Origin of the sequence: Streptomyces sp. NPDC090741 (genome assembly GCF_044769045.1) — a bacterium.
Classification (GTDB): domain Bacteria; phylum Actinomycetota; class Actinomycetes; order Streptomycetales; family Streptomycetaceae; genus Streptomyces.
In genome coordinates this window covers 159,113-177,407 of the sequence record NZ_JBIVXF010000015.1, presented here as the reverse complement: position 1 = coordinate 177,407, position 18,295 = coordinate 159,113, and the positions used below count along the sequence as shown (strand labels likewise).

Here is an 18,295-nt window from a genome sequence, read left to right as displayed (position 1 = left end):
AGGGGACGCGCCGCCGCGATTCGGGAGGACGTACCGGTGCACATCCAGGAATGGCTGGAGACGATTCCGGCGGTCAGCATCTATCTCCTGGTGGGTCTGGTCATCGGGCTGGAGAGCCTCGGCATCCCGCTGCCGGGAGAAATCGTCCTGGTCAGCTCGGCGCTGCTGGCCTCGCAGCACGGCGAGATCGACCCCGTGGTCCTGGGGATCTGCGCGTCCACCGGGGCGATCGTCGGCGACTCGATCGGCTACGCGATCGGGCGCAGGGGCGGCAAGCCGCTGCTGGAGCGCCTCGGCCGGCGCTTCCCCAAGCACTTCGGGCCGGAGCACGTGGCCCAGGCAGAGCGCGCCTTCGAGAAGTGGGGCATGTGGGCCGTCTTCTTCGGGCGGTTCGTGGCCCTGCTGCGGATCTTCGCAGGCCCGCTGGCGGGCGTCCTGCACATGCCGTACTGGCGGTTCCTCGTCGCGAACGTCCTCGGCGGAATCCTCTGGGCGGGCGGCACCACGGCCGTCATCTACACCATCGGCATCGTCGCGGAGCCGTGGCTCAAGGGCTTCTCCTGGGTCGCGCTGGTGCTCGCCCTGGTGATCGGCCTCACGGTGACGCTGGTGCTGCGCGGCCGGATGAAGAAGGCGGCCGCGGCGGAAACGGAGACGGCGGCCGCCGCGGCCGAGTAGCCCCGGCCGCGGGGCGCGGGCGCGGCGCGGGCGGGGCGCGGGTACGTGCGTACGGTTACTGCGGGGGCTGGACGGCGGCGCGGTGCTGCTTGGCCAGGTCCGCGTACATCAGCGCGTTGACCTTGATGCCCTCGCGCTCCTCGTCGGTCAGCTCGCGCCGCACCTTGGCCGGCACGCCCGCGACCAGCGAACCGGGCGGGACCACCATGCCCTGCGGGACCAGCGCCTGCGCGGCGACCAGCGAGCCGGCACCGATCACCGCGCCGTTGAGGACCGTGGCGCCCATGCCGATGAGGCAGTCGTCCTCGACGGTGCAGCCGTGCACCACGGCGTTGTGACCGATGGAGACGCGCTCGCCGATCGAGACCGGGAATCCGGGGTCGACGTGCAGCGTGCAGTTGTCCTGCACATTGCTGTCCGCGCCGAGCGAGATGGGGCCGCAGTCGGCGCGCAGTACCGCCGAGTACCAGATGCTCGAGTTCGGGGCCATCGTGACGTCGCCGACCACGACCGAGGTCGGTGCGGCGAAGGCCGTGGGGTCGATCTGCGGGCTCTTGCCGCCCACGCCCGCGACGAGCGCCTGGCCCCGGTCCGCGTGATACGTCATGTTTCTCTTCCTCAGTCCTGTGTGCTGGAGTGCCCTGCTGTCGCGCTACCGGCACGGTAGGGCACGGGCCCGGCCCGACCGGCGATGGGGTGAAGATCACGGCGCGCACGGGCGCTTCGCGCGTTACGGTGACCCGGTGCCGAAGAACCAGAACACGTTCTCATCGCTGACCGGCCTGCGCCGCAGGCTCGCCAATCGCGCGGTCCACGCCTGCTGGCGCTGGATGCAGCAGGCCGGTGCGGTCACCGCGCAGACGCCGGGCCGGCTGCGCTTCGGGGCGATCGGACACGGCACCCGCCTCGCCTTCCCCCAGGGCACGGTCTTCGGAGAGCCGTGGATCCGCCTCGGCGACCACTGCATCATCGGCGAGCAGGTCACGCTGACCGCCGGGATGATGCCGGGGCTCGACCTCGGGACCGAGCCGGTGCTGGTCCTCGGCAACGGCGTCGTGCTCGGCCGGGACACCCACGTCATAGCCGACACCCGGATCACCATCGGGGACGACACCTTCTGCGGCCCCGGGGTGTACATCACCTCCACGAACCACAGTTACGACGATCCGCACGAGCCCGTCGGCAAGCAGTGGCCGCGCAGCGCGCCGGTGGAGGTGGGCCCGGGCTGCTGGCTCGGCACGGGCGCGGTGATCCTGCCGGGGGCGCGGCTGGGCCGCAACGTGGTGGTGGCCGCGGGGGCCGTCGTACGGGGCGAGGTGCCGGACCACGCGGTGGTGGCCGGGGCGCCCGCGCGGATCGTCCGCCGGTGGCAGCCGGAGACGGGCTGGCAGCCGCCGCTGCGGACCCCCGCGCCGGTGCCGATCCCGGAAGGGGTGACGCCGGAGCAGCTGCGCGCGGTGGCGCTGCTGGCGGAGGCCGAGCAGCGCTCGGCGGACACGCACTAGCCCGCCGGCGCGTTGGCCCGCCAGCCCGTTCGCCTGCTAGCCCGCGGCGAGCAGAACCGTTCCGGCCAGGGCCAGCCCGGCGCCGGCCGCCTGGACCGTCCGCAGCCGCTCCTTGAGGACGACGAAGGCGGCGAGCGCGGTGATCACCGGGTAGAGCGAGGACAGTACGGCGGCCACGGTCACCGGACCGTGCTGGGCGGCCACGGAGTACGTGCCGTTCGCCGCGACGTCCGCCAGCCCGACGAAGGCCAGCGCGGGCAGCAGCCACCACAGGATCCGCGGGCCCGTCCCCGCCGGCAGGGCCGGGGCGCCGCGCCGGGTCCGGACCCACAGGGCCGCGCCGCCCGCGGCCACGTTGGTGACCCGCTGGACGAACAGGGCGAGGAAGAGCCCGGTGACGCTGCTCGACGCGTGCGCGATCAGGGCCATCACCGCACCGAACCCGAAGGCCGCGGTCAGCGTGAGCACGACCGCCCGGCGCTGTACGGGCGCACCGCGCAGCTCCGGGCCGCCCGCGAGGACGATGCCCACGACGGCCACCGCGATCCCCGCGAACTGCCCGAGCCCGGGCCGCTCGCCCAGGGCCAGCCCGGCCGCGACGGGCACGACCACCCCGAGCGAGCCGAGCGGCGAGACCACGCCCATCGGCCCGAGCGCCAGCGCCTCGTAGAAGCAGAGCATGGCGACCGGCCCGACCAGGCCCGCCGCGACCGCGAACCACAGCTGCGGCCCGGCCTCCCGCCAGGCGCCCGTCCCCAGGACGACCGCGCCGAGCACGATGACGGCGAGGACCTGGGAGACCACGACCACCGTGAGCGCCGGCAGCCGGCGGGTCAGCAGCCCCCCGCCGAAGTCGGCGAGACCCCACAGCAGGGCTGTGGCCAGGGCGAAGAGGGCGGTCATGACGGGGGCCTCGCAGTACGGTGCAGTGAACGGGGGAGTGCGGCGCGCAACACCCCGCACGGTAGTTCAGCCGCACCGCGCCACCCCGGACGGGTCGGTCAGAGGGCCGGGATCTCGATGGCCGGGCAGCGGTCCATCACCATCTCCAGGCCGGCCTCGCGGGTACGGGCGTAGGCGGCCTCGTCGATCACGCCGAGCTGGAACCAGACGGCGTCCGCCCCCGCGGCCACGGCCTCGTCGGCGACGGCCCCGGCCAGGTGGCTGTTCACGAAGACGTCCACCACGTCCACCTCGAACGGGATCTCCGCGAGCGAGGCGTACCCCTGCTCGCCGTGCACCGTCTCCGCCTTCGGGTGCACGGGGACGACCCGCTTGCCGAACCGCTGGAGCGTGCGGGCCACCCCGTAGGCCGCCCGGTCCCGGTTGTTGGACAGGCCCACCACGGCCCAGGTGTCGCCGAGCTCGGTGAGGATCTTGCGGATGGTTGCCGGGTCGCCGTACACGGTTGCCGCCTCCTGTTGCCTTCCGGTGCGGCCCGGCACTCCGGCCCGCACCGGTGATCAACCGAAAGGACAGGTGTCCGATTCCCCGTAGACACCTCAGGGTCCTAACTCGTCAAGCCGCACGGTCATAGCCGCTGTGTAGCCTGTCGATCTGTTCGAACGGGCAAGGGGGACGCGGGTGGAAATCGACGGAGCGCATGCTGCGATCCAGCTCCCTGAAGGGTCCTGGTGGGAGTGGGACGTGGTCGCCTGGAACAGCGGGCAGCTCAGGCTTGCTGCCGGCTATGACCTCTCGTACCACCACGGCCTGGAATTGGTCTTCGGCGATCCGTTCTTCGTCTGCTGCCCGTCGGTGTTCTACGATCCGATCTTCCGTGCACCGACGGCGGACGAGCTCCTCAGAGTCACGCGTCAGGTCGGCGAAAGGCCGCCCGTCGTGGTCGCCTTCGAGGCCGACGCGGGCGGGCAGGAGCCGGTCTCGTGCCTGATCGCAGCTGAGCGGTTCGATGTCGTCCAGGAATCCGTCCTGCGGTATTGGCGCGAGGATGCAGGCCCGGATCAGCGCTTCGCCCCCTGGGTGAGGTCCCCGGACCAGCAAGCGACCCCTGGCTAGGCGGCCGCTGTGCCCATCTCGGCAGGTGGGGGTGGGAAGGCCAGCTCCTCGTCATACTGCTGGTCCTGCTGGAGGCAGTGGTAGAGCTGGCCAATCATGCGGTTGAACAGGTTGCGCTGTGCGGCAGCGTGCCAGTCAGCGTGATCATCACGTCGCCGCCGGTAGTGGGCTTTGGCGCCGGGCGAGGCGGTGATTGCGGAGAACGCCCAGAGGTATCCGGCGTGGTTGAGGCGGTCGTTCTTCACCCAGCGTCGGGTGATGCTGGACTTCTTGCCGGAGGCCCGGGTGATGGGCGAGGCGCCGGCGTATGCCTTCAGTCCGCGGGCGTCGGCGAACCGTTGCCGGTCGTCTCCGATCTCGGCGAGCACCCGGGCGCCGAGCTGGGTGCCGAGGCCGGGGAAGCTGAGGATGATCTCAGCGTCCGGGTGCTGTGGGAATGCTTCTTCGACCGCCTCGGCGAGGTTGTCGGCTGCTGTGCAGGCGGCCTCCAGCTGAACCAGGAGGGCGAGCATCTGCTTGCCGAGTGCATCCTCGACGAGCTGCGGCTGGTGGGCGCAGTCGGCCCGGAAGATGTCGCGGAGCCGCTCGGCCTCGGTTGCGATGCCCCGCTGGCGACCGGCCCGCTTGAGCGCGGCCTGTAACTGTGTGCGGGTAAGACGAGCTGCCTTGGCCGGCGTCGGGGCTGCCTTTAGGAGCTCGTGGGCCTCGGGCCGGCAGAGCCCGTTCTTCCAGGGTTCGAAGGCGGTGAGAGCGGCCGGGTAGTACTCGCGCAGCAGTGATCGGAGCTGGTTGGAGATCTGCTGCCGGTTCCACGTGGCGTCCTGCTGGGCGCGTGCGAGGACAGACAGGGCGCGGGCCAGGTCGCTGTCCTGTGGAAGCGGCCGGTGGGCGTGCATATCGGTCCGCAGCACGTTGGCCAGGACCAGGGCGTCGCCCGGGTCTGACTTCTTGCGTGAGACGGAGTGACGGTCGCGGTAGCGAGCGGCGGCCATCGGGTTGATCGCGAACACCTGCCGCTTGCCGGTCCGCAGCACCGCGACCAGCAAGCCCCGGGATGTCTCGATCGCGACCGGGATCGGGGATTCCTCCGTGTCGCCGTACTCGGCGAGCAGATCCAGCAGGATCTTGTAGCCAGCGGCGTCATCGGTGATGTGCCGCTTGGCCAGTAACTCGCCTCTGTCGTCGACCAGGGCGACGTCGTGTGTGCGTTCCGCCCAGTCGATGCCGCAGTAGATCAAGATCTTTCCCCTCCCGATAAGCGGGTGCTTGTACTGGTCACGAGCTCATGCGGGACCACGCAGCGACCTAATCCCAGGACTCGACGCGAGGGTCGGTCCGCCACCTCAGTAGCTGTTCGTGGCACCAGCTCACCCCACGGGCCTCGGTCTATGCGGGAGCTCGGAGCGACTCGGGCGTAACGAGAGGTCACCGTGGCGCGGGCTCGCACCACCAACACCAACGAGTGATCAAGGTGATGGGTGTTGACGTCCGAAGGTGCCGGACGCCGTCCCTCTGGGCAAAGGCCTGAGCGGCCTGGTGATGAGAAGGCATCCGTCCGGCACCCGTGGGCGCCAACACCCATCAAGGTGGCGGGGCTGGGGAGGCGCCGAGACCCGCACGATCTCCGTGAAGGCATCACATGCCCGGCTTACGGAAGGCGTCGCCTCGACCCCCACCCGACCGCCGCCGCCCAGAGCGCCAGGGCCGTCCACCGATCTACGGGAAGGCCTCGCAAGCCTGGGTGGAGACAGATGTGACGGCCCCGGCGCTCGAACGGCCCGCCTGTTCTCCTCCGGCCGGACCGCTCTTAACAACGGATTAGGGTGGAGCGGTGAAGTCGGACCAGTACGTGACGGTGGCCCGTGAGGGCGTGCACGAGTCGGAGATCAACCGCTCGCGCTTCCTGTGCTCGCTCGCGCCCGCCGCGACGGAGCGGGAGGCGCAGGAGTTCATCGCGCGCGTCCGCAAGGAGCACCCCACCGCCACGCACAACTGCTTCGCCTACGTCATCGGCGCCGACGCCTCCGTCCAGAAGGCCAGCGACGACGGGGAGCCCGGCGGCACCGCCGGGGTGCCCATGCTCCAGATGCTGATGCGCCGCGACATCCGGTTCGCGGTGGCCGTGGTCACCCGTTACTACGGCGGCGTGAAGCTCGGTGCCGGCGGTCTGATCCGGGCCTACGGCGGAGTCGTCGGCGAGGCGCTCGACGAGCTCGGCACCCTCACCCGCCGCCGCTACCGGCTGGCCACCGTCACGGTGGACCACCAGCGGGCCGGCAAGACGCAGAACGACCTGCGCTCCACCGGCCGCACCGTGGTGGACCTGCGCTACGGCGCGGCGGTGGAGATCGAGGTCGCCCTGCCGGAGGCGGACCTGCCCGCCTTCGCGGCCTGGCTCGCCGACAGTACGGCGGGCAGCGCCACCCTCACCCTCGGCGGGGAGACGTACGCGTCCTGAGGACGGGGCCCGGGGGCCCCGGTGACGCGTTAGCGTAGAGGGGCTCAGGGAGCGGGAGACGACCGGGACGACCAGGGGGACGGAAGAAACATGTGCGGCGAGACGTCCGGCGGGCCCGGCGAGTGAGGCTCCTGCACACCTCCGACTGGCACCTCGGCCGGTCCTTCCACCGCGTGAACCTGCTCGGGGCCCAGACCGCCTTCATCGACCACCTGGTCGAGACCGTCCGCGAGCACGAGGTCGACGCCGTCCTCGTCGCCGGCGACGTCTACGACCGGGCCGTGCCCCCGCTGCCCGCCGTCGAGCTGTACGACCGGGCGCTGCACCGGCTCGCCGACCTCGGCGTGCCCACCGTGATGATCTCCGGCAACCACGACTCCGCCCGCCGGCTCGGCGTCGGCGCCGGGCTGATCGGCCGGGCCGGGATCCACCTGCGGACCGACCCCGAGGGCTGCGCCGACCCCGTGGTGCTGGCCGACGTACACGGGGAGGTGGCCCTGTACGGACTGCCGTACCTGGAGCCCGCCCTGGTCAAGGACCGGTTCGCCGCACAGAAGGTGAGCCACGAGGCCGTGCTGGGCGCGGCCATGGACCTGGTCCGGGCGGACCTCGCCGCGCGCGCGCCCGGCACCCGCTCCGTCGTCCTCGCCCACGCCTTCGTCACCGGCGGGCTGGCCAGCGACAGCGAGCGCGACATCGCCGTCGGCGGGGTCGAGGCCGTGCCCGCCTCCGTCTTCGACGGGGTGGACTACGCCGCACTCGGCCACCTCCACGGCTGCCAGACGATCAACGAACGGGTCCGCTACTCCGGTTCCCCGCTCGCCTACTCCTTCTCCGAGGCCGGCCACCGCAAGACCATGTGGCTGGTCGACCTCGGCCCGGCCGGGGAGATCACCGCCGAGCGCGTCGACACCCCCGTGCCGCGCCCGCTCGCCCGGCTCCGGGGACGGCTCGACACGCTGCTGGAGGAGGCCGCGTACGACGCGTACGAGGGCTCCTGGATCGAGGCCACCCTCACGGACCCGGTCCGGCCCGAGGACCCCATGGCCCGGCTCGCCGCCCGCTTCCCGCACACCCTGAGCCTCGCCTTCGACCCCGAGGGCAGCGAGGAGTCCGGCGGGGCCTCGTACGCCCAGCGCCTCAAGGGGCGCAGCGACCAGGAGATCGCCGAGGACTTCGTCGCCCACGTACGCGGCGGCGGGGTCGCCGACGAGGCCGAACGGGCCGTGCTCCAGGGCGCCTTCGAGGACGTACGGGCGGACGACAGCCGGCAGGAGACCCGCCGATGAGGCTGCACCGGCTCAGGATCACCGCCTTCGGCCCCTTCGCCGAACCCCAGGAGATCGACTTCGAGGCGCTGTCCGGCGCCGGGATCTTCCTGCTCCACGGCCCCACCGGCGCGGGCAAGACCTCCGTCCTCGACGCCGTCTGCTACGCCCTGTACGGATCGGTGCCCGGCCCCCGCCAGGCCCCCGGCACCAGCCTGCGCAGCGACCACGCCGACGCCGGGACCCCCACCGAGGTCACCCTCGAACTCACCGCGGGCGGGCGGCGCCTGGAGATCACCCGGCGCCCCGAGCAGGACCGGCCGAAGAAGCGCGGCACCGGCACCACCAAGGACAAGGCGCAGAGCTGGCTGCGCGAGTACGACGGGGAACGCTGGCAGGCACTCAGCCGTTCCCATCAGGAGATCGGCGAGGAGACCGAGCAGCTGCTCGGCATGAGCCGCGAGCAGTTCTGCCAGGTCGTGTTGTTGCCGCAGGGCGAGTTCGCCAAGTTCCTGCGGGCCGACGAGGCGGCGCGGGGCCGGCTGCTGGGCCGGCTCTTCGACACCCGCCGCTTCGCCGCCGTCGAGGCGCTGCTCGCCGAGCGCCGCCGGGCCGCCGAGGCCAAGGTCCGCGCCGGCGACGAGAAGGTGCTCGGCATCGCCCAGCGGCTCGCCCAGGCCGCCGGGGACAGCGCCGACCTGCGGGCCTGGCCGCTGCCCGGGCACCAGCCGGGCGATCCCGGGCTGGCCGGGGCCGTCCGGGCCTGGGCCGCCGTCGCCCGCTGCGCGGCCCGGGAGCGGCTGACGGTCGCCGAGTACGCGCTGGCCGCCGTCGAGGGCCGGCACGCCGCCGCCCGGCGGGCCGCGGGGGAGGCGCGGGAGCTCGACCGCCTCCAGCGCCGGCACGCCGAGACGGCCCGCCGCACCGCCCTGCTCGCCGAGGCGGAGCCCGAGCGGGAGCGGGTCCGCGCCCTGCTGGACCGGGCCCGGCGCGGAGCCCTGGTGGCCCCCGCGCTGGAACTGCGCGGAGCCGCGTCGGCGGCCCACCTGTCCGCCGCCCACGCGGAGGCCGCCGCCCGTGCGCAGCTTCCGCCGGCCCTCGCCGAGGCGGGCACCGAGCAGCTGTCCGCCGTCGAGCAGCGGCTGCGCGAGGACCTCGGAGCGCTCGGCGCCGCCCAGCGGTCCGAGCAGCGCAGCGCCGAGATCGGCCGCGAACGGGCCACCCTGGAGCGGGAGGCCCGCGACGCCGAGGAGCAGCTGCGGGACTCCGCCGACTGGCTCGCCCGCTGGGAGGCCACCCGGACCGCGCTGGCCGAGCGGGTGGACGCCGCCCAGCAGGCCGCGACGCTGGCCGAGCAGCTCGCGGGGCGGCTGGAGCCGGCCCGGATGCACCTGACCGCGTCCCAGCGCCGGGATGCGCTGGACGCCGATGCGCAGCGCGCCGAAGGCGAACTGCTCTCCGTACGCGAGGAGTCGACCGCCGCCCGGGAGCGCTGGCTGGAGCTCAAGGAGGCCCGGCTGCGCGGGATCGCCGCCGAGCTCGCCGAGGCGCTGGTGGCGGGGGAGGCGTGCACGGTGTGCGGGTCGGCGGAGCACCCCGCTCCGGCGCGTCCGGCCCCCGGGCACGTGGACCGGGCCGCCGAGGACGCCGCCCACGCCCGCTACGAGCGGGCCGAGGAGGGCCGGGCCGCCGTCGAGCGGAAACTCGCCGCCGTCCAGGAGGCGCGGGCCGAGGCCGCGGCGGCCGCCGGGGAGGCCACCACCGGGGAACTCCTCGCGCTGACCTCGGACCTGAGCTCCCGGCACGCCGCCGCCCACGCCGCGGCGGCAGGGCTGCACGGCGCCCGGGAGCGGCTGGCCGGCGCAGAGCGGGAGCACGCCGTACGCAGCTCCGACCGGCTCGATGCCGAGCGCAGGGCCGCCGGCCGGGCCTCCCGGCGCGAGGCCCTGGACCAGGAGCAGGCCTCGCTGGAGGAGGAGCTCGCCCTCGTACGGGACGGCGCGCCCACCGTCGCCGCCCGCGCCCGGACCCTGGAGGACCGGGTCCGGATGGTCACCGGGGCCGCCGCCGCGCTGCGCCGGGCCGAGGACACCGCCGCCCGGCTCAAGGAGGCCGACGCCCAGCTCGCCGACGCCGCCTTCAAGGCCGGATTCGACACCACCGAGGCCGCCGCGGACGCGGTCCTTCCGGACTACGAACGCACCGCGCTCCAACGGAGGCTGGACGCCTGGCAGGCGGAGGAGGCCATGCTGGCGGACCGCCTCGGCGAGACCGGCACCGCCCTGGCCGCGACGCTGCCCCCGGCCGCGCCGGACGCCGCCGAGGCGTACGAAGCCCGGGCCGCGGCGAAGCTTCGTACGGCAGGGTCCGCCGTGGACGCGGCCCGGGTGCGCTGCGCGGAGCTGGACCGGCTCTCCCGGCAGGCGGGGCAGGAGCTGCGCGCCCTGGGCCCGCTGCGCGAGGCGTACGACCGGGTGGCCCGGCTGGCCGGGCTCACGGCGGGCACCTCCGCCGACAACGAGCGCAAGATGCGGCTGGAGGCGTACGTCCTGGCAGCCCGCCTGGAGCAGGTCGCGGCCGCCGCGACGGTACGGCTGCTGCGGATGTCCGGCGGCCGCTACACGCTCGTCCACTCCGACGCCAAGGCGAGCGGACGCGGGCGATCCGGCCTCGGACTGCACGTGGTGGACGCCTGGACCGGCAGCGAGCGGGACACGGCCACGCTGTCGGGCGGTGAGACCTTCTTCGCCTCGCTGGCCCTGGCCCTCGGTCTGGCCGACGTGGTCACCGACGAGGCGGGCGGCATGCGCCTGGACACCCTGTTCATCGACGAGGGCTTCGGCAGCCTCGACGACCAGGCGCTCGACGAGGTGCTCGACGTACTGGACTCGCTGCGCGAGCGGGACCGCAGCGTCGGCATCGTGAGCCACGTCGCCGACCTGCGCACCCGCGTCCAGGCCCAGTTGGAGATCGTCAAGCAGCGCGGCGGCTCGGTGGTCCGCCACCGCACGGCGTCCCTCACGGACTGAGCGGGCGGCGGGACAGCGGCGAGGAGTACACGATGCTGGTGGTGACGGAGCCGAGGCCCGCGATCCGGCCCGCCACCTCCTCCAGATGCCCCATCGAGCGGGTGGCGACCTTGAGCACGAAGCAGTCGTCGCCCGTGACGTGGTGGGCCTCCAGGATCTCCGGGGTCGCCTCCAGCAGGTCGTGGAACGGCTTGTAGTTGCCGTGCGGATAGCGCAGCCGGACCAGCGCCAGGATGGACTTGCCCAGCTTCTCCGCGTCCACCACGGCGGTGTACCCGGTGATCACTCCCGCCTCCTCCAGGCGGCGCACCCGCTCGGTGACCGCGCTCGCGGACATCGAGACGGCGCGCGCGAGATCGGCGAAGCTGGCCCGGCCGTCCTCTTGGAGGGCCGTCAGAATGCGCCAGTCGGTGGCGTCAGGGGAATAGTCGGTCATGAACCAGGTGTAGCAGGGGAATCCCCGGCCGAACAAGGGGAAGGCCGGGGAAACCCACTTCCCGGGATGATCAGTGGCTCGTAGATTCAGAGCCATGACGACGACACAGAACAGCGCCGCCGCGGCCACCGCCCCAGCCACCGCCCCCGCTCCCGCCGCCAACCCCGTGCTCCGGGTGCCCCCGGCCGCCCCGGCCGCGGCCGCCGCCTACTTCGCCGCGAGCCTCGCCTTCCACGCGGACGTGTCCGACGTCGCCGCCGCCTTCAAGGCCCACCACGAGCAGGGTGCCGAGCTCGGCTTCCAGCTGGTCGACTCCCGCTCCACCCCGGCCTGGGACCAGGCCCACGTGCCGGGTGCGGTCCACCTGCCGACCGCCCTCATCCCCCAGCAGGCCGAGCAGCTCCTCGACAAGAGCCTTCCCGTGGTCACGTACTGCTGGGGCCCCGGCTGCAACGGGGGAGCCCGCTCCGCGCTCGCCCTGGCCCGGCTCGGCTTCCAGGTCAAGGAGATGCTCGGCGGCATCGAGTACTGGATCCGCGAGGGCTTCGAGGTCGAGACCTGGCAGGGCGGCCGGCAGCGTGCCGAGGCGGACCCGCTGACCGCGCCGACCGACTCCGACGACTGCGGCTGCTGACGGTCCGGTTTCGCGCCGGAACGCGGTACGGGCCGCCCGCTCCCTCGCAGGGGAGCGGGCGGCCCGTACGCGTGAGCGCCGTCGATCAGAGCTTCGACAGCTCGTCCACCAGGTCGTCCAGGCCCAGAGAGCCCTGCGACAGCGCCGCCATGTGCCACGCCTTCAGGTCGAAGGAGTCGCCGTGCGCGGCACGCGCGTTGTCCCGCCCGAGCAGCCAGGCCCGCTCGCCCAGCTTGTAGCCGATCGCCTGACCCGGCATCGACAGATAGCGGGTCACCTCGCTCTCGATGAAGTCCGCGGGCCGGCCGCTGTGCAGGCCGAAGAACTCCTGCGCCAGGTCCACCGTCCAGCGCTCACCCGGGTGGAACGGCGAGTCCGCCGGGATCTCCAGGCCCAGGTGCATGCCGATGTCCACGATGACGCGCGCGGCGCGCATCATCTGGCAGTCCAGGTAGCCCAGGCGCTGCTCGGCGTCCTTGAGGTAGCCCAGCTCGTCCATCAGGCGCTCCGCGTACAGCGCCCAGCCCTCGACGTTGGCGCTGACGAGGCCGACGCTGGCCTGGTAGCGGGAGAGCTGGTCGGCGACGTGCGCCCACTGCGCGAGCTGGAGGTGGTGGCCCGGAACGCCCTCGTGGTACCAGGTGGAGACGAGGTCGTACACCGGGAAACGGGTCTGGCCCATCGTCGGCAGCCAGGTGCGCCCCGGGCGGGAGAAGTCCTCCGAGGGGTTCGTGTAGTACGGGGCCGCCGCGCCGCCCGGCGGGGCGATCATGGACTCCACCCGCTTCACGCGCTCGGCGAGCTCGAAGTGGGTGCCGTCGAGGTTCTCGATGGCCTCGTCCATGATGCCCTGGAGCCAGGCCTGGACCTCGTCGACGCCCTCGATGTGGGTGCCGTGCTCGTCGAGGTGGGCCAGCGCCTCCCAAGGGCCCGTGCCCGGCAGGATCTTGGCGGCCTCGGCGTTCATCTCGGCGAGCAGCCGGTGGTACTCCGACCAGCCGTAGGCGTACGCCTCGTCCAGGTCCAGGTCCGTGCCGTTGAAGTACCGCGACCAGCGGGCGTAGCGCTCGCGGCCCACCTGGTCCGGCGCGTCCGCGACGGCCGGCGCGTACACGTCGCGCATCCAGTCGCGGAGTCCGGCGACGGCCGCGGTGGCTCCGGCGGCCGCCTCCTCCAGCCCGGCGTGCAGCGCCTCCGGGCCGCGGGACGCGAGTTCGCCGAAGAAGCCCGCGCCGTCGCGGTCCGCACCGTCGCCGTCCGCGCCTTCGCCGTCCTCGCCCGCCCAGGTGGTGAGCTGGTCGATGAAGGTGGCGGTGGCGCGCGGGCCCCCGTACAGGCCGCGGTCCAGGCCGAGTCCGAGGCTCTCGCGGTAGCCGGCGAGGGCGGCGGGGACCGCGCGCAGCCGCTCGGCGATCGCGGCCCAGTCCTCGTCCGTGTCGGACGGGGTCAGGGTGAAGACGTCGCGGACGGCGTGCGCGGGCGAATGGATGTTGCTGACGGTCCGCAGGTCCTCGTCCGCCTCGTACACGGCGAGTTCGGCGTTGAGGCGCTCGCGCAGGAGGCGGCCGCAACGGCGCTCGGCGTCGCTGTCCGCGCCGGGCAGCCGCTCGGCGGCGTCGAGGCGGGCGAGGGTGGAACGGGACAGGTCGGCGGCGGCCGCACGGCCGGCGGGCGAGAAGTCCGGGAGCCGGCTGGAGCACGCGGCGACACCGAGATAGGTGCCCGCGATCGGATCGATGGCAATGAGGTCGTCGACGTATGCGTCGGCGACCTGGCGGGGCAGCCGGGAGGCGCTGTCGCTGCGAAGGGTCTCTGACATGCGGCCATCTTCGTACGAGGGACGGCCCCGCGTCATCACCGTTCGCTTTCAGCCTCCTGACGTGCACGGGAGCGGCGGAGCGTGGTTCCGCTCCCGTGCGGTCAACGGCGTGCGTCCGGCGGCGATCTCACGCCACCTGACGCGATCCCGGTGGGCCGGGTTCAGCGCGGGTGGTGCTGGCCGTACGGCTGCTGCGCGCGCGGGAGCTCGTACGCGACCCGGGAGGCGACCGGCTTCGCGTCCAGCCGGGCAGTGATCACCAGGGTGCCCTCCTCGATCTGGTAGTCGAGGGGGAGGCCGAGGCCGCGCATGGCCGCGACCATGCCGGTGTTGGAGGCCTGGGTGACGGCGTACACGCTGTCGCAGCCGGCCTCCACGGCCATCGCGATCAGGCGGCCCAGCAGTTCGGAGCCGATCCCGCGGCGCTGCCAGTCGTCCTCGATCAGGAGCGCGACCTCGGTCTCGTCCCCGTCCCACAGCAGGTGGCCGAGGGCGACGAGCTTGTCGGACGCGGTGGTGGCGGCGAGCGTACGGCCGAACCGGGGGCTCAGCAGGTGGCCGAGGTAGCGGTCGGCGTCGGCGACGGGCCCGTGGTAGCGCAGGCCCAGGGTGCGCTCGGAGCAGCGGTCGTGCATCGCGCGGGCGGCGGCGAGGTCCGAGCCGTCGGCGCGGCGGACGGTGATCTCGTTGCCCTCGGGCAGGGTCAGCACGTCCTGGCTGCGCGGCACGCGCGGGCCGAGCCGGGCGTCGAGCTCGACGAGGGCGCGGGCCCGGGCGAACTCGGTCGGGGTGAAGGGCAGATAGGGGCGCTCCACGGTGATGGCACCGCCCGAGGGGTCGCGCAGCCGCATCACCGTCGCCTCCAGGACGCCCTCGACGGGGGCGTCGGCGCCCGCGTTGGGGCGGCCGGAGAGGGTGGTGGCCGGGATCGAGTGGATGGTGCAGCGGCCGAGCAGCTGGCGCAGGGCGAGGGGCAGCTCGGCGGCGTCCAGGGCGGTGCGGGTGGCCAGGCCCAGGACCCGGGTCGGGGTGTCGACCAGGTCGTGCGCGTCGGCGCGTTCGATCCACGTGCTGTGGCCGCCGGCCCCGGAGATGGCGCGGGAGAGTTCGGAGGAGGCCAGCTGCTGCGGGGAGCGCAGCAGGAACTCGTCGACGGTGCCGCCCTCGGGGAGCGGGTGGGTCTGGAGGGTCAGGATGTCCACGCCGTGGTGGGCGAGCGCGCTGCAGATCGCGGCCAGGCTGCCGGGCTCGTCCCGTACGGTCGTCCGCATCCGCCACAGGGCGGTCGTGGCGGCGGTGGCGCTCTCCGACGTGGACCCCGACGCCTTCGCGGACGCGGACGTGGCCCCGGCCGTGCCGGGGGCCGGATCGGAGGGCGCTGCGCTCGGCGGCGGCGGTGCATGGCTGTGGCGGCGTGCCCACCAGGTGTGGAACGCCGTCGTGACCAGGAGTGCGATGGCCGAGGCGATGAGCAGGACCGGGCCGTGGGGGCCGTGCGCGACGAGATTGGCGATGCCGTCGGCGACCGCGACGGCGCAGAACAGCGCGGCCAGTTCGACGAGATCGCGGCGCCAGTGGTGGCGGTGGTGGCGGTGGGCGGGGGCGTGGTTGCGTTCAGTCATGCATGCCACTGTGACGCAGGGGTGTTGCGTGATCACGAACGATCTGTGTCCGACTGGTTAAGTGTCCGTCTGGCCGATTTCGCCCGGTTTTCGAGAGGGGTGCGGCCATCCGGAATCCGCAGCGGCGAGCCGGGGGCCGGGTCCGGGGCCCCGGGAGTTCCGGGGCCGGACGGCCGGCGCCGCCGTCCAGGATCCCCCGGGACTTGCGGTGGCTACTGGCCCACGCGTCCGGGCTGGAGCGAGGTGGCGAAGAGTACGCCGCCTCCCTGGCGCCGCAACCGGACGGTGAGTTCCCCGCACTCGCCGTCGATCTCGACCTCCCCGTAGTACGGGGGGCTCTCGGACGGTGACATGTTGGCGAGCGGAGCCGACTGGACGTAGGCGGTCTCGGGACCGAAGGTGGCGTCGAGCTTCCCGGCGGGGAAGCCGCCCGCGCCGATGGGACCGGAGACGAACTCCCAGAACGGCGCGAAGTCGGTGAAGGCGGCCCGCTCGGGGGCGTAGTGGTTCGCGGCCGTGTAGTGCACGTCGGCGGTGAGCCAGAGGGTGCCCGTGATGCGCTGGTGCTTGATGTGGCGCAGGAGTTCGGCGATCTGGAGTTCGCGTCCGAGCGGGGCGCCCGGGTCGCCCTGGGCGACGGCCTCGAAGTTCTCGGTGCCGTCGGCCACGACGATGCCCAGCGGCATGTCGGAGGCGATGACCTTCCAGGTGGCGCGGGAGCGCGACAGCTCGCGCTTGAGCCAGGCCAGCTGCTCCTGGCCGAGGATGCCGATGGGGTCCACGGTCTGGCGGCCGGGGGAGTTGGCGTCGCGGTAGGTGCGCATGTCGAGGACGAAGACGTCGAGCAGCGGCCCGTACCGCATCACCCGGTACATCCGGCCCTCGGCGCGGCCGCCGCGGAGGTCGGTGACCGGGAAGTACTCGCCGAAGGCCTGGCGGGCGCGGCCGGCGAGGGTGTCGACGTCGCGCACGGTGTAGCGGGGGTCGTCGATCGTCTGGCCGGGGTACCAGTTGTTGCGCACCTCGTGGTCGTCCCACTGGGCGAGGACCGGCACCTGGGCGTTGAAGTCGCGCAGGTTGCGATCGAGCAGGTTGTAGCGGAAGTTCCCGCGGAACTCGGCGAGGGTCTCGGCGACCTTCGCCTTCTCCTCGGTGGTGATGTTGCGCCAGATGCTGCCGTCGTGCAGGGGGACGGAGGCCTGGATCGGCCCGTCGGCGTAGATGGTGTCGCCGCTGAAGAGGAAGAAGTCGGGGTCGCGCTGGCGCATCTCGTCGAAGACGCGGTAGCCGCCGAGGTCCGGGTTGATGCCCCAGCCCTGGCCCGCGAGGTCTCCGGACCACAGGAAGCGCACGTTGTGGCGGCGCGAGACGGGGGTGGTCCGGAAGGTGCCGCGGACCGGCTCGCCCGTGCGGCGCGGGTCGTCCGGGTCGGCCAGGACCACTCGGTAGTGGATCTGCTGCCCGGGCGGGAGGTCGCGCAGGGTGGTGGTGCCGGTGAAGTCGGTGGCGGGGCCGAGGAACGGGCCGCCGTGCCGCCTGACGCCGTAGCGGAACGACTCGCTCGGGGAGGTCTCGACGTACATCCGCGCCGGCCGGTCGGAGCGCGTCCAGACGGTGGCCGAGTGTGCGGTGATCTCACCGGACTGGGTGCCCCACGACGCGCTCGGGCGTCCGGAGCGGGTGAACGCCGCGGCGGCGGTGGGTGCGGCGAATGCGGGCGCGGCGAGCGCGCCGGACAGGGCAAGGCCCACAGGAACGGCGAGTGAACCGCCGAGCAGGGACCGTCGGGTGTGCGGCATCGGTGCCATCGGAGCGTCTCCAGGGGCCGGCGGGGACGGGTCGGACCAGTGTGCCGTCGTACACCGGCCCGCCCGCGTCGCCCAACCGAACCGTGGATGAACAGCCGTCAGCAGGTCAGGCGGATTGGCCGGTTGTGGCGCGCACCGTGTCCAGAACCACGCGGCAGACCAGCGCCGGGTCGTCGTTCATCGGTACGTGGCCGCATCCGCGGAGCCGGACCAGCCGGGCGTCGGGGACCGTGTGCTTGGCGCGTACGCCCTGGCGGGGCAGGAGCAGCCGGTCGCGGGAGCCCCAGGCGATGGTGACCGGCAGGCCGGGCACGTCCGAGGTGAACCGTACGGAGCGGCCGGCGGCGAGGGTCCCCTCGAATCCGGTGGCCTCGCGCAGGGCGAGGGTCTCGGCGACCACGGCCTCGGGTGACCGGCGGGCCGGGTGCGCGTAGATCGTGCCGGTGAGCGCGGCCCGGCCGGCGGCGCTGCGCGAGAGCCGCTCCAGCGTGGAGTGGGGCAGCGTGAGCGCGCCGACGCGCATCGCGCGCAGGGTGGCGAAGGCGTACCTGCGCTCGGCCTCGGTCCAGAAGCCGGCGGGGGAGAGCGCGGTGACCGAGCGGGCCAGGTCGCTGCGGCCCATTTCGAGGGCGAGGAGCCCGCCGAGGGAGTTGCCCACGACGTGCGGGCGCTCGACGCCGAGGGCCGTGCAGAGCGCACCGAGCGCGGGGACGAAGGTGCCCAGGTCGTACGGGACCCCCTCGGGCAGCGGCTCCGAGACGCCGAAGCCGGGCAGGTCGACGGCGATGACGTCGTGATCGGCGGCCAGGATGTCGGTCACCGGGTGCCAGGCCTGGAGGTGGTGGCCGATGCCGTGCAGCAGGAGAAGCGGTGCGCCGGCGCCCTTGCGCTCGTAGGCGACGGTGGCGGTGCGGGGGCCCAGCGGCGATTCGATCGGGAAGGAGACCGTGGCGGTCATGCAGCTCCTCGTCGGGTGGACGCGACCGTTCGACCGGTGGAGACGCGATCGGGTGGACGCG

Annotated in this window: 16 protein-coding genes; 7 read left to right on the top strand and 9 right to left on the bottom strand. The window is 73.4% G+C overall.

Annotated features, from left to right (window positions below; translation table 11 throughout):
* Positions 1 to 36 precede the first annotated feature (36 nt).
* Positions 37 to 678, top strand: a complete 642-nt coding sequence (locus ACIQU4_RS32740) for a DedA family protein (protein ID WP_403738471.1) — start codon at positions 37 to 39, stop codon at positions 676 to 678.
* Positions 679 to 733: 55 nt separating this feature from the next.
* Here the strand turns inward: ACIQU4_RS32740 and ACIQU4_RS32735 are convergent, their stop codons facing one another.
* A complete protein-coding gene (locus ACIQU4_RS32735) occupies positions 734 to 1,285 on the bottom strand; it encodes a gamma carbonic anhydrase family protein (RefSeq protein WP_030158329.1) in 552 nt (183 codons plus the stop codon).
* A gap of 136 nt (positions 1,286 to 1,421) precedes the next feature.
* On the opposite strand from ACIQU4_RS32735, the gene ACIQU4_RS32730 reads away from it, so the two are divergent.
* Complete coding sequence (locus ACIQU4_RS32730; RefSeq protein WP_403738468.1) at positions 1,422 to 2,183, top strand: acyltransferase; 762 nt, start codon at positions 1,422 to 1,424, stop codon at positions 2,181 to 2,183.
* A gap of 36 nt (positions 2,184 to 2,219) precedes the next feature.
* On the opposite strand, the gene ACIQU4_RS32725 is transcribed toward ACIQU4_RS32730, so the two are convergent.
* Both ACIQU4_RS32725 and ACIQU4_RS32720 read right to left on the bottom strand, forming a co-directional pair.
* Entirely contained in the window at positions 2,220 to 3,086 is an 867-nt protein-coding gene (locus tag ACIQU4_RS32725) for an EamA family transporter (RefSeq protein ID WP_403738465.1), read from the bottom strand.
* Positions 3,087 to 3,184: 98 nt separating this feature from the next.
* Positions 3,185 to 3,589 carry a CoA-binding protein gene (locus ACIQU4_RS32720; protein WP_403738462.1) on the bottom strand — a complete coding sequence of 135 codons (405 nt, stop codon included), beginning with the start codon at positions 3,587 to 3,589 and terminating at the stop codon, positions 3,185 to 3,187.
* A gap of 178 nt (positions 3,590 to 3,767) precedes the next feature.
* Between ACIQU4_RS32720 and ACIQU4_RS32715 the strand changes: the two genes are divergently transcribed.
* Complete coding sequence (locus ACIQU4_RS32715) at positions 3,768 to 4,202, top strand: hypothetical protein (RefSeq protein WP_403738459.1); 435 nt, start codon at positions 3,768 to 3,770, stop codon at positions 4,200 to 4,202.
* Here the strand turns inward: ACIQU4_RS32715 and ACIQU4_RS32710 are convergent.
* Entirely contained in the window at positions 4,199 to 5,443 is a 1,245-nt protein-coding gene (locus ACIQU4_RS32710; protein WP_403738619.1) for an IS110 family transposase, read from the bottom strand. The genes ACIQU4_RS32715 and ACIQU4_RS32710 overlap by 4 nt on opposite strands.
* Before the next feature lie 590 nt (positions 5,444 to 6,033).
* Between ACIQU4_RS32710 and ACIQU4_RS32705 the strand changes: the two genes are divergently transcribed.
* From ACIQU4_RS32705 to ACIQU4_RS32695, 3 genes are all read left to right on the top strand, one after another.
* Positions 6,034 to 6,660: a YigZ family protein gene (locus ACIQU4_RS32705; RefSeq protein ID WP_403738457.1), complete on the top strand. Its 627-nt coding sequence runs from the start codon at positions 6,034 to 6,036 to the stop codon at positions 6,658 to 6,660.
* Positions 6,661 to 6,782: 122 nt separating this feature from the next.
* Complete coding sequence (locus ACIQU4_RS32700) at positions 6,783 to 7,949, top strand: exonuclease SbcCD subunit D (RefSeq protein ID WP_403738617.1); 1,167 nt, start codon at positions 6,783 to 6,785, stop codon at positions 7,947 to 7,949.
* On the top strand, positions 7,946 to 10,957 hold the full coding sequence (locus tag ACIQU4_RS32695) for an AAA family ATPase (RefSeq protein ID WP_403738454.1): 3,012 nt from the start codon (positions 7,946 to 7,948) through the stop codon (positions 10,955 to 10,957). The genes ACIQU4_RS32700 and ACIQU4_RS32695 overlap by 4 nt, the downstream gene beginning before the upstream one ends.
* Here ACIQU4_RS32695 and ACIQU4_RS32690 read toward each other — a convergent pair.
* On the bottom strand, positions 10,947 to 11,393 hold the full coding sequence (locus tag ACIQU4_RS32690; RefSeq protein WP_053688949.1) for an Lrp/AsnC family transcriptional regulator: 447 nt from the start codon (positions 11,391 to 11,393) through the stop codon (positions 10,947 to 10,949). The two genes, ACIQU4_RS32695 and ACIQU4_RS32690, sit on opposite strands and share 11 nt — an antisense overlap.
* A gap of 94 nt (positions 11,394 to 11,487) precedes the next feature.
* Here ACIQU4_RS32690 and ACIQU4_RS32685 point away from each other — a divergent pair, with 94 nt between their 5' ends.
* Positions 11,488 to 12,027, top strand: coding sequence for a rhodanese-like domain-containing protein (locus ACIQU4_RS32685; RefSeq protein ID WP_403738451.1), 540 nt, complete (start codon positions 11,488 to 11,490; stop codon positions 12,025 to 12,027).
* Between the two features lie 85 nt (positions 12,028 to 12,112).
* Here ACIQU4_RS32685 and ACIQU4_RS32680 read toward each other — a convergent pair whose 3' ends face one another.
* The 4 genes from ACIQU4_RS32680 to ACIQU4_RS32665 all read right to left on the bottom strand — a co-directional run bounded on the left by ACIQU4_RS32680 (position 12,113) and on the right by ACIQU4_RS32665 (position 18,234).
* On the bottom strand, positions 12,113 to 13,846 hold the full coding sequence (locus ACIQU4_RS32680) for a DUF885 domain-containing protein (protein WP_403738449.1): 1,734 nt from the start codon (positions 13,844 to 13,846) through the stop codon (positions 12,113 to 12,115).
* A gap of 161 nt (positions 13,847 to 14,007) precedes the next feature.
* Positions 14,008 to 15,468, bottom strand: a complete 1,461-nt coding sequence (locus tag ACIQU4_RS32675) for a GNAT family N-acetyltransferase (protein ID WP_403738447.1) — start codon at positions 15,466 to 15,468, stop codon at positions 14,008 to 14,010.
* A 212-nt stretch (positions 15,469 to 15,680) separates the two neighbouring features.
* Positions 15,681 to 17,276 (bottom strand): alkaline phosphatase D family protein, encoded by a 1,596-nt coding sequence (locus tag ACIQU4_RS32670; protein WP_403738446.1) that lies wholly within the window; start codon positions 17,274 to 17,276, stop codon positions 15,681 to 15,683.
* A 106-nt stretch (positions 17,277 to 17,382) separates the two neighbouring features.
* Positions 17,383 to 18,234, bottom strand: a complete 852-nt coding sequence (locus tag ACIQU4_RS32665) for an alpha/beta fold hydrolase (protein WP_403738443.1) — start codon at positions 18,232 to 18,234, stop codon at positions 17,383 to 17,385.
* Positions 18,235 to 18,295 lie beyond the last annotated feature (61 nt).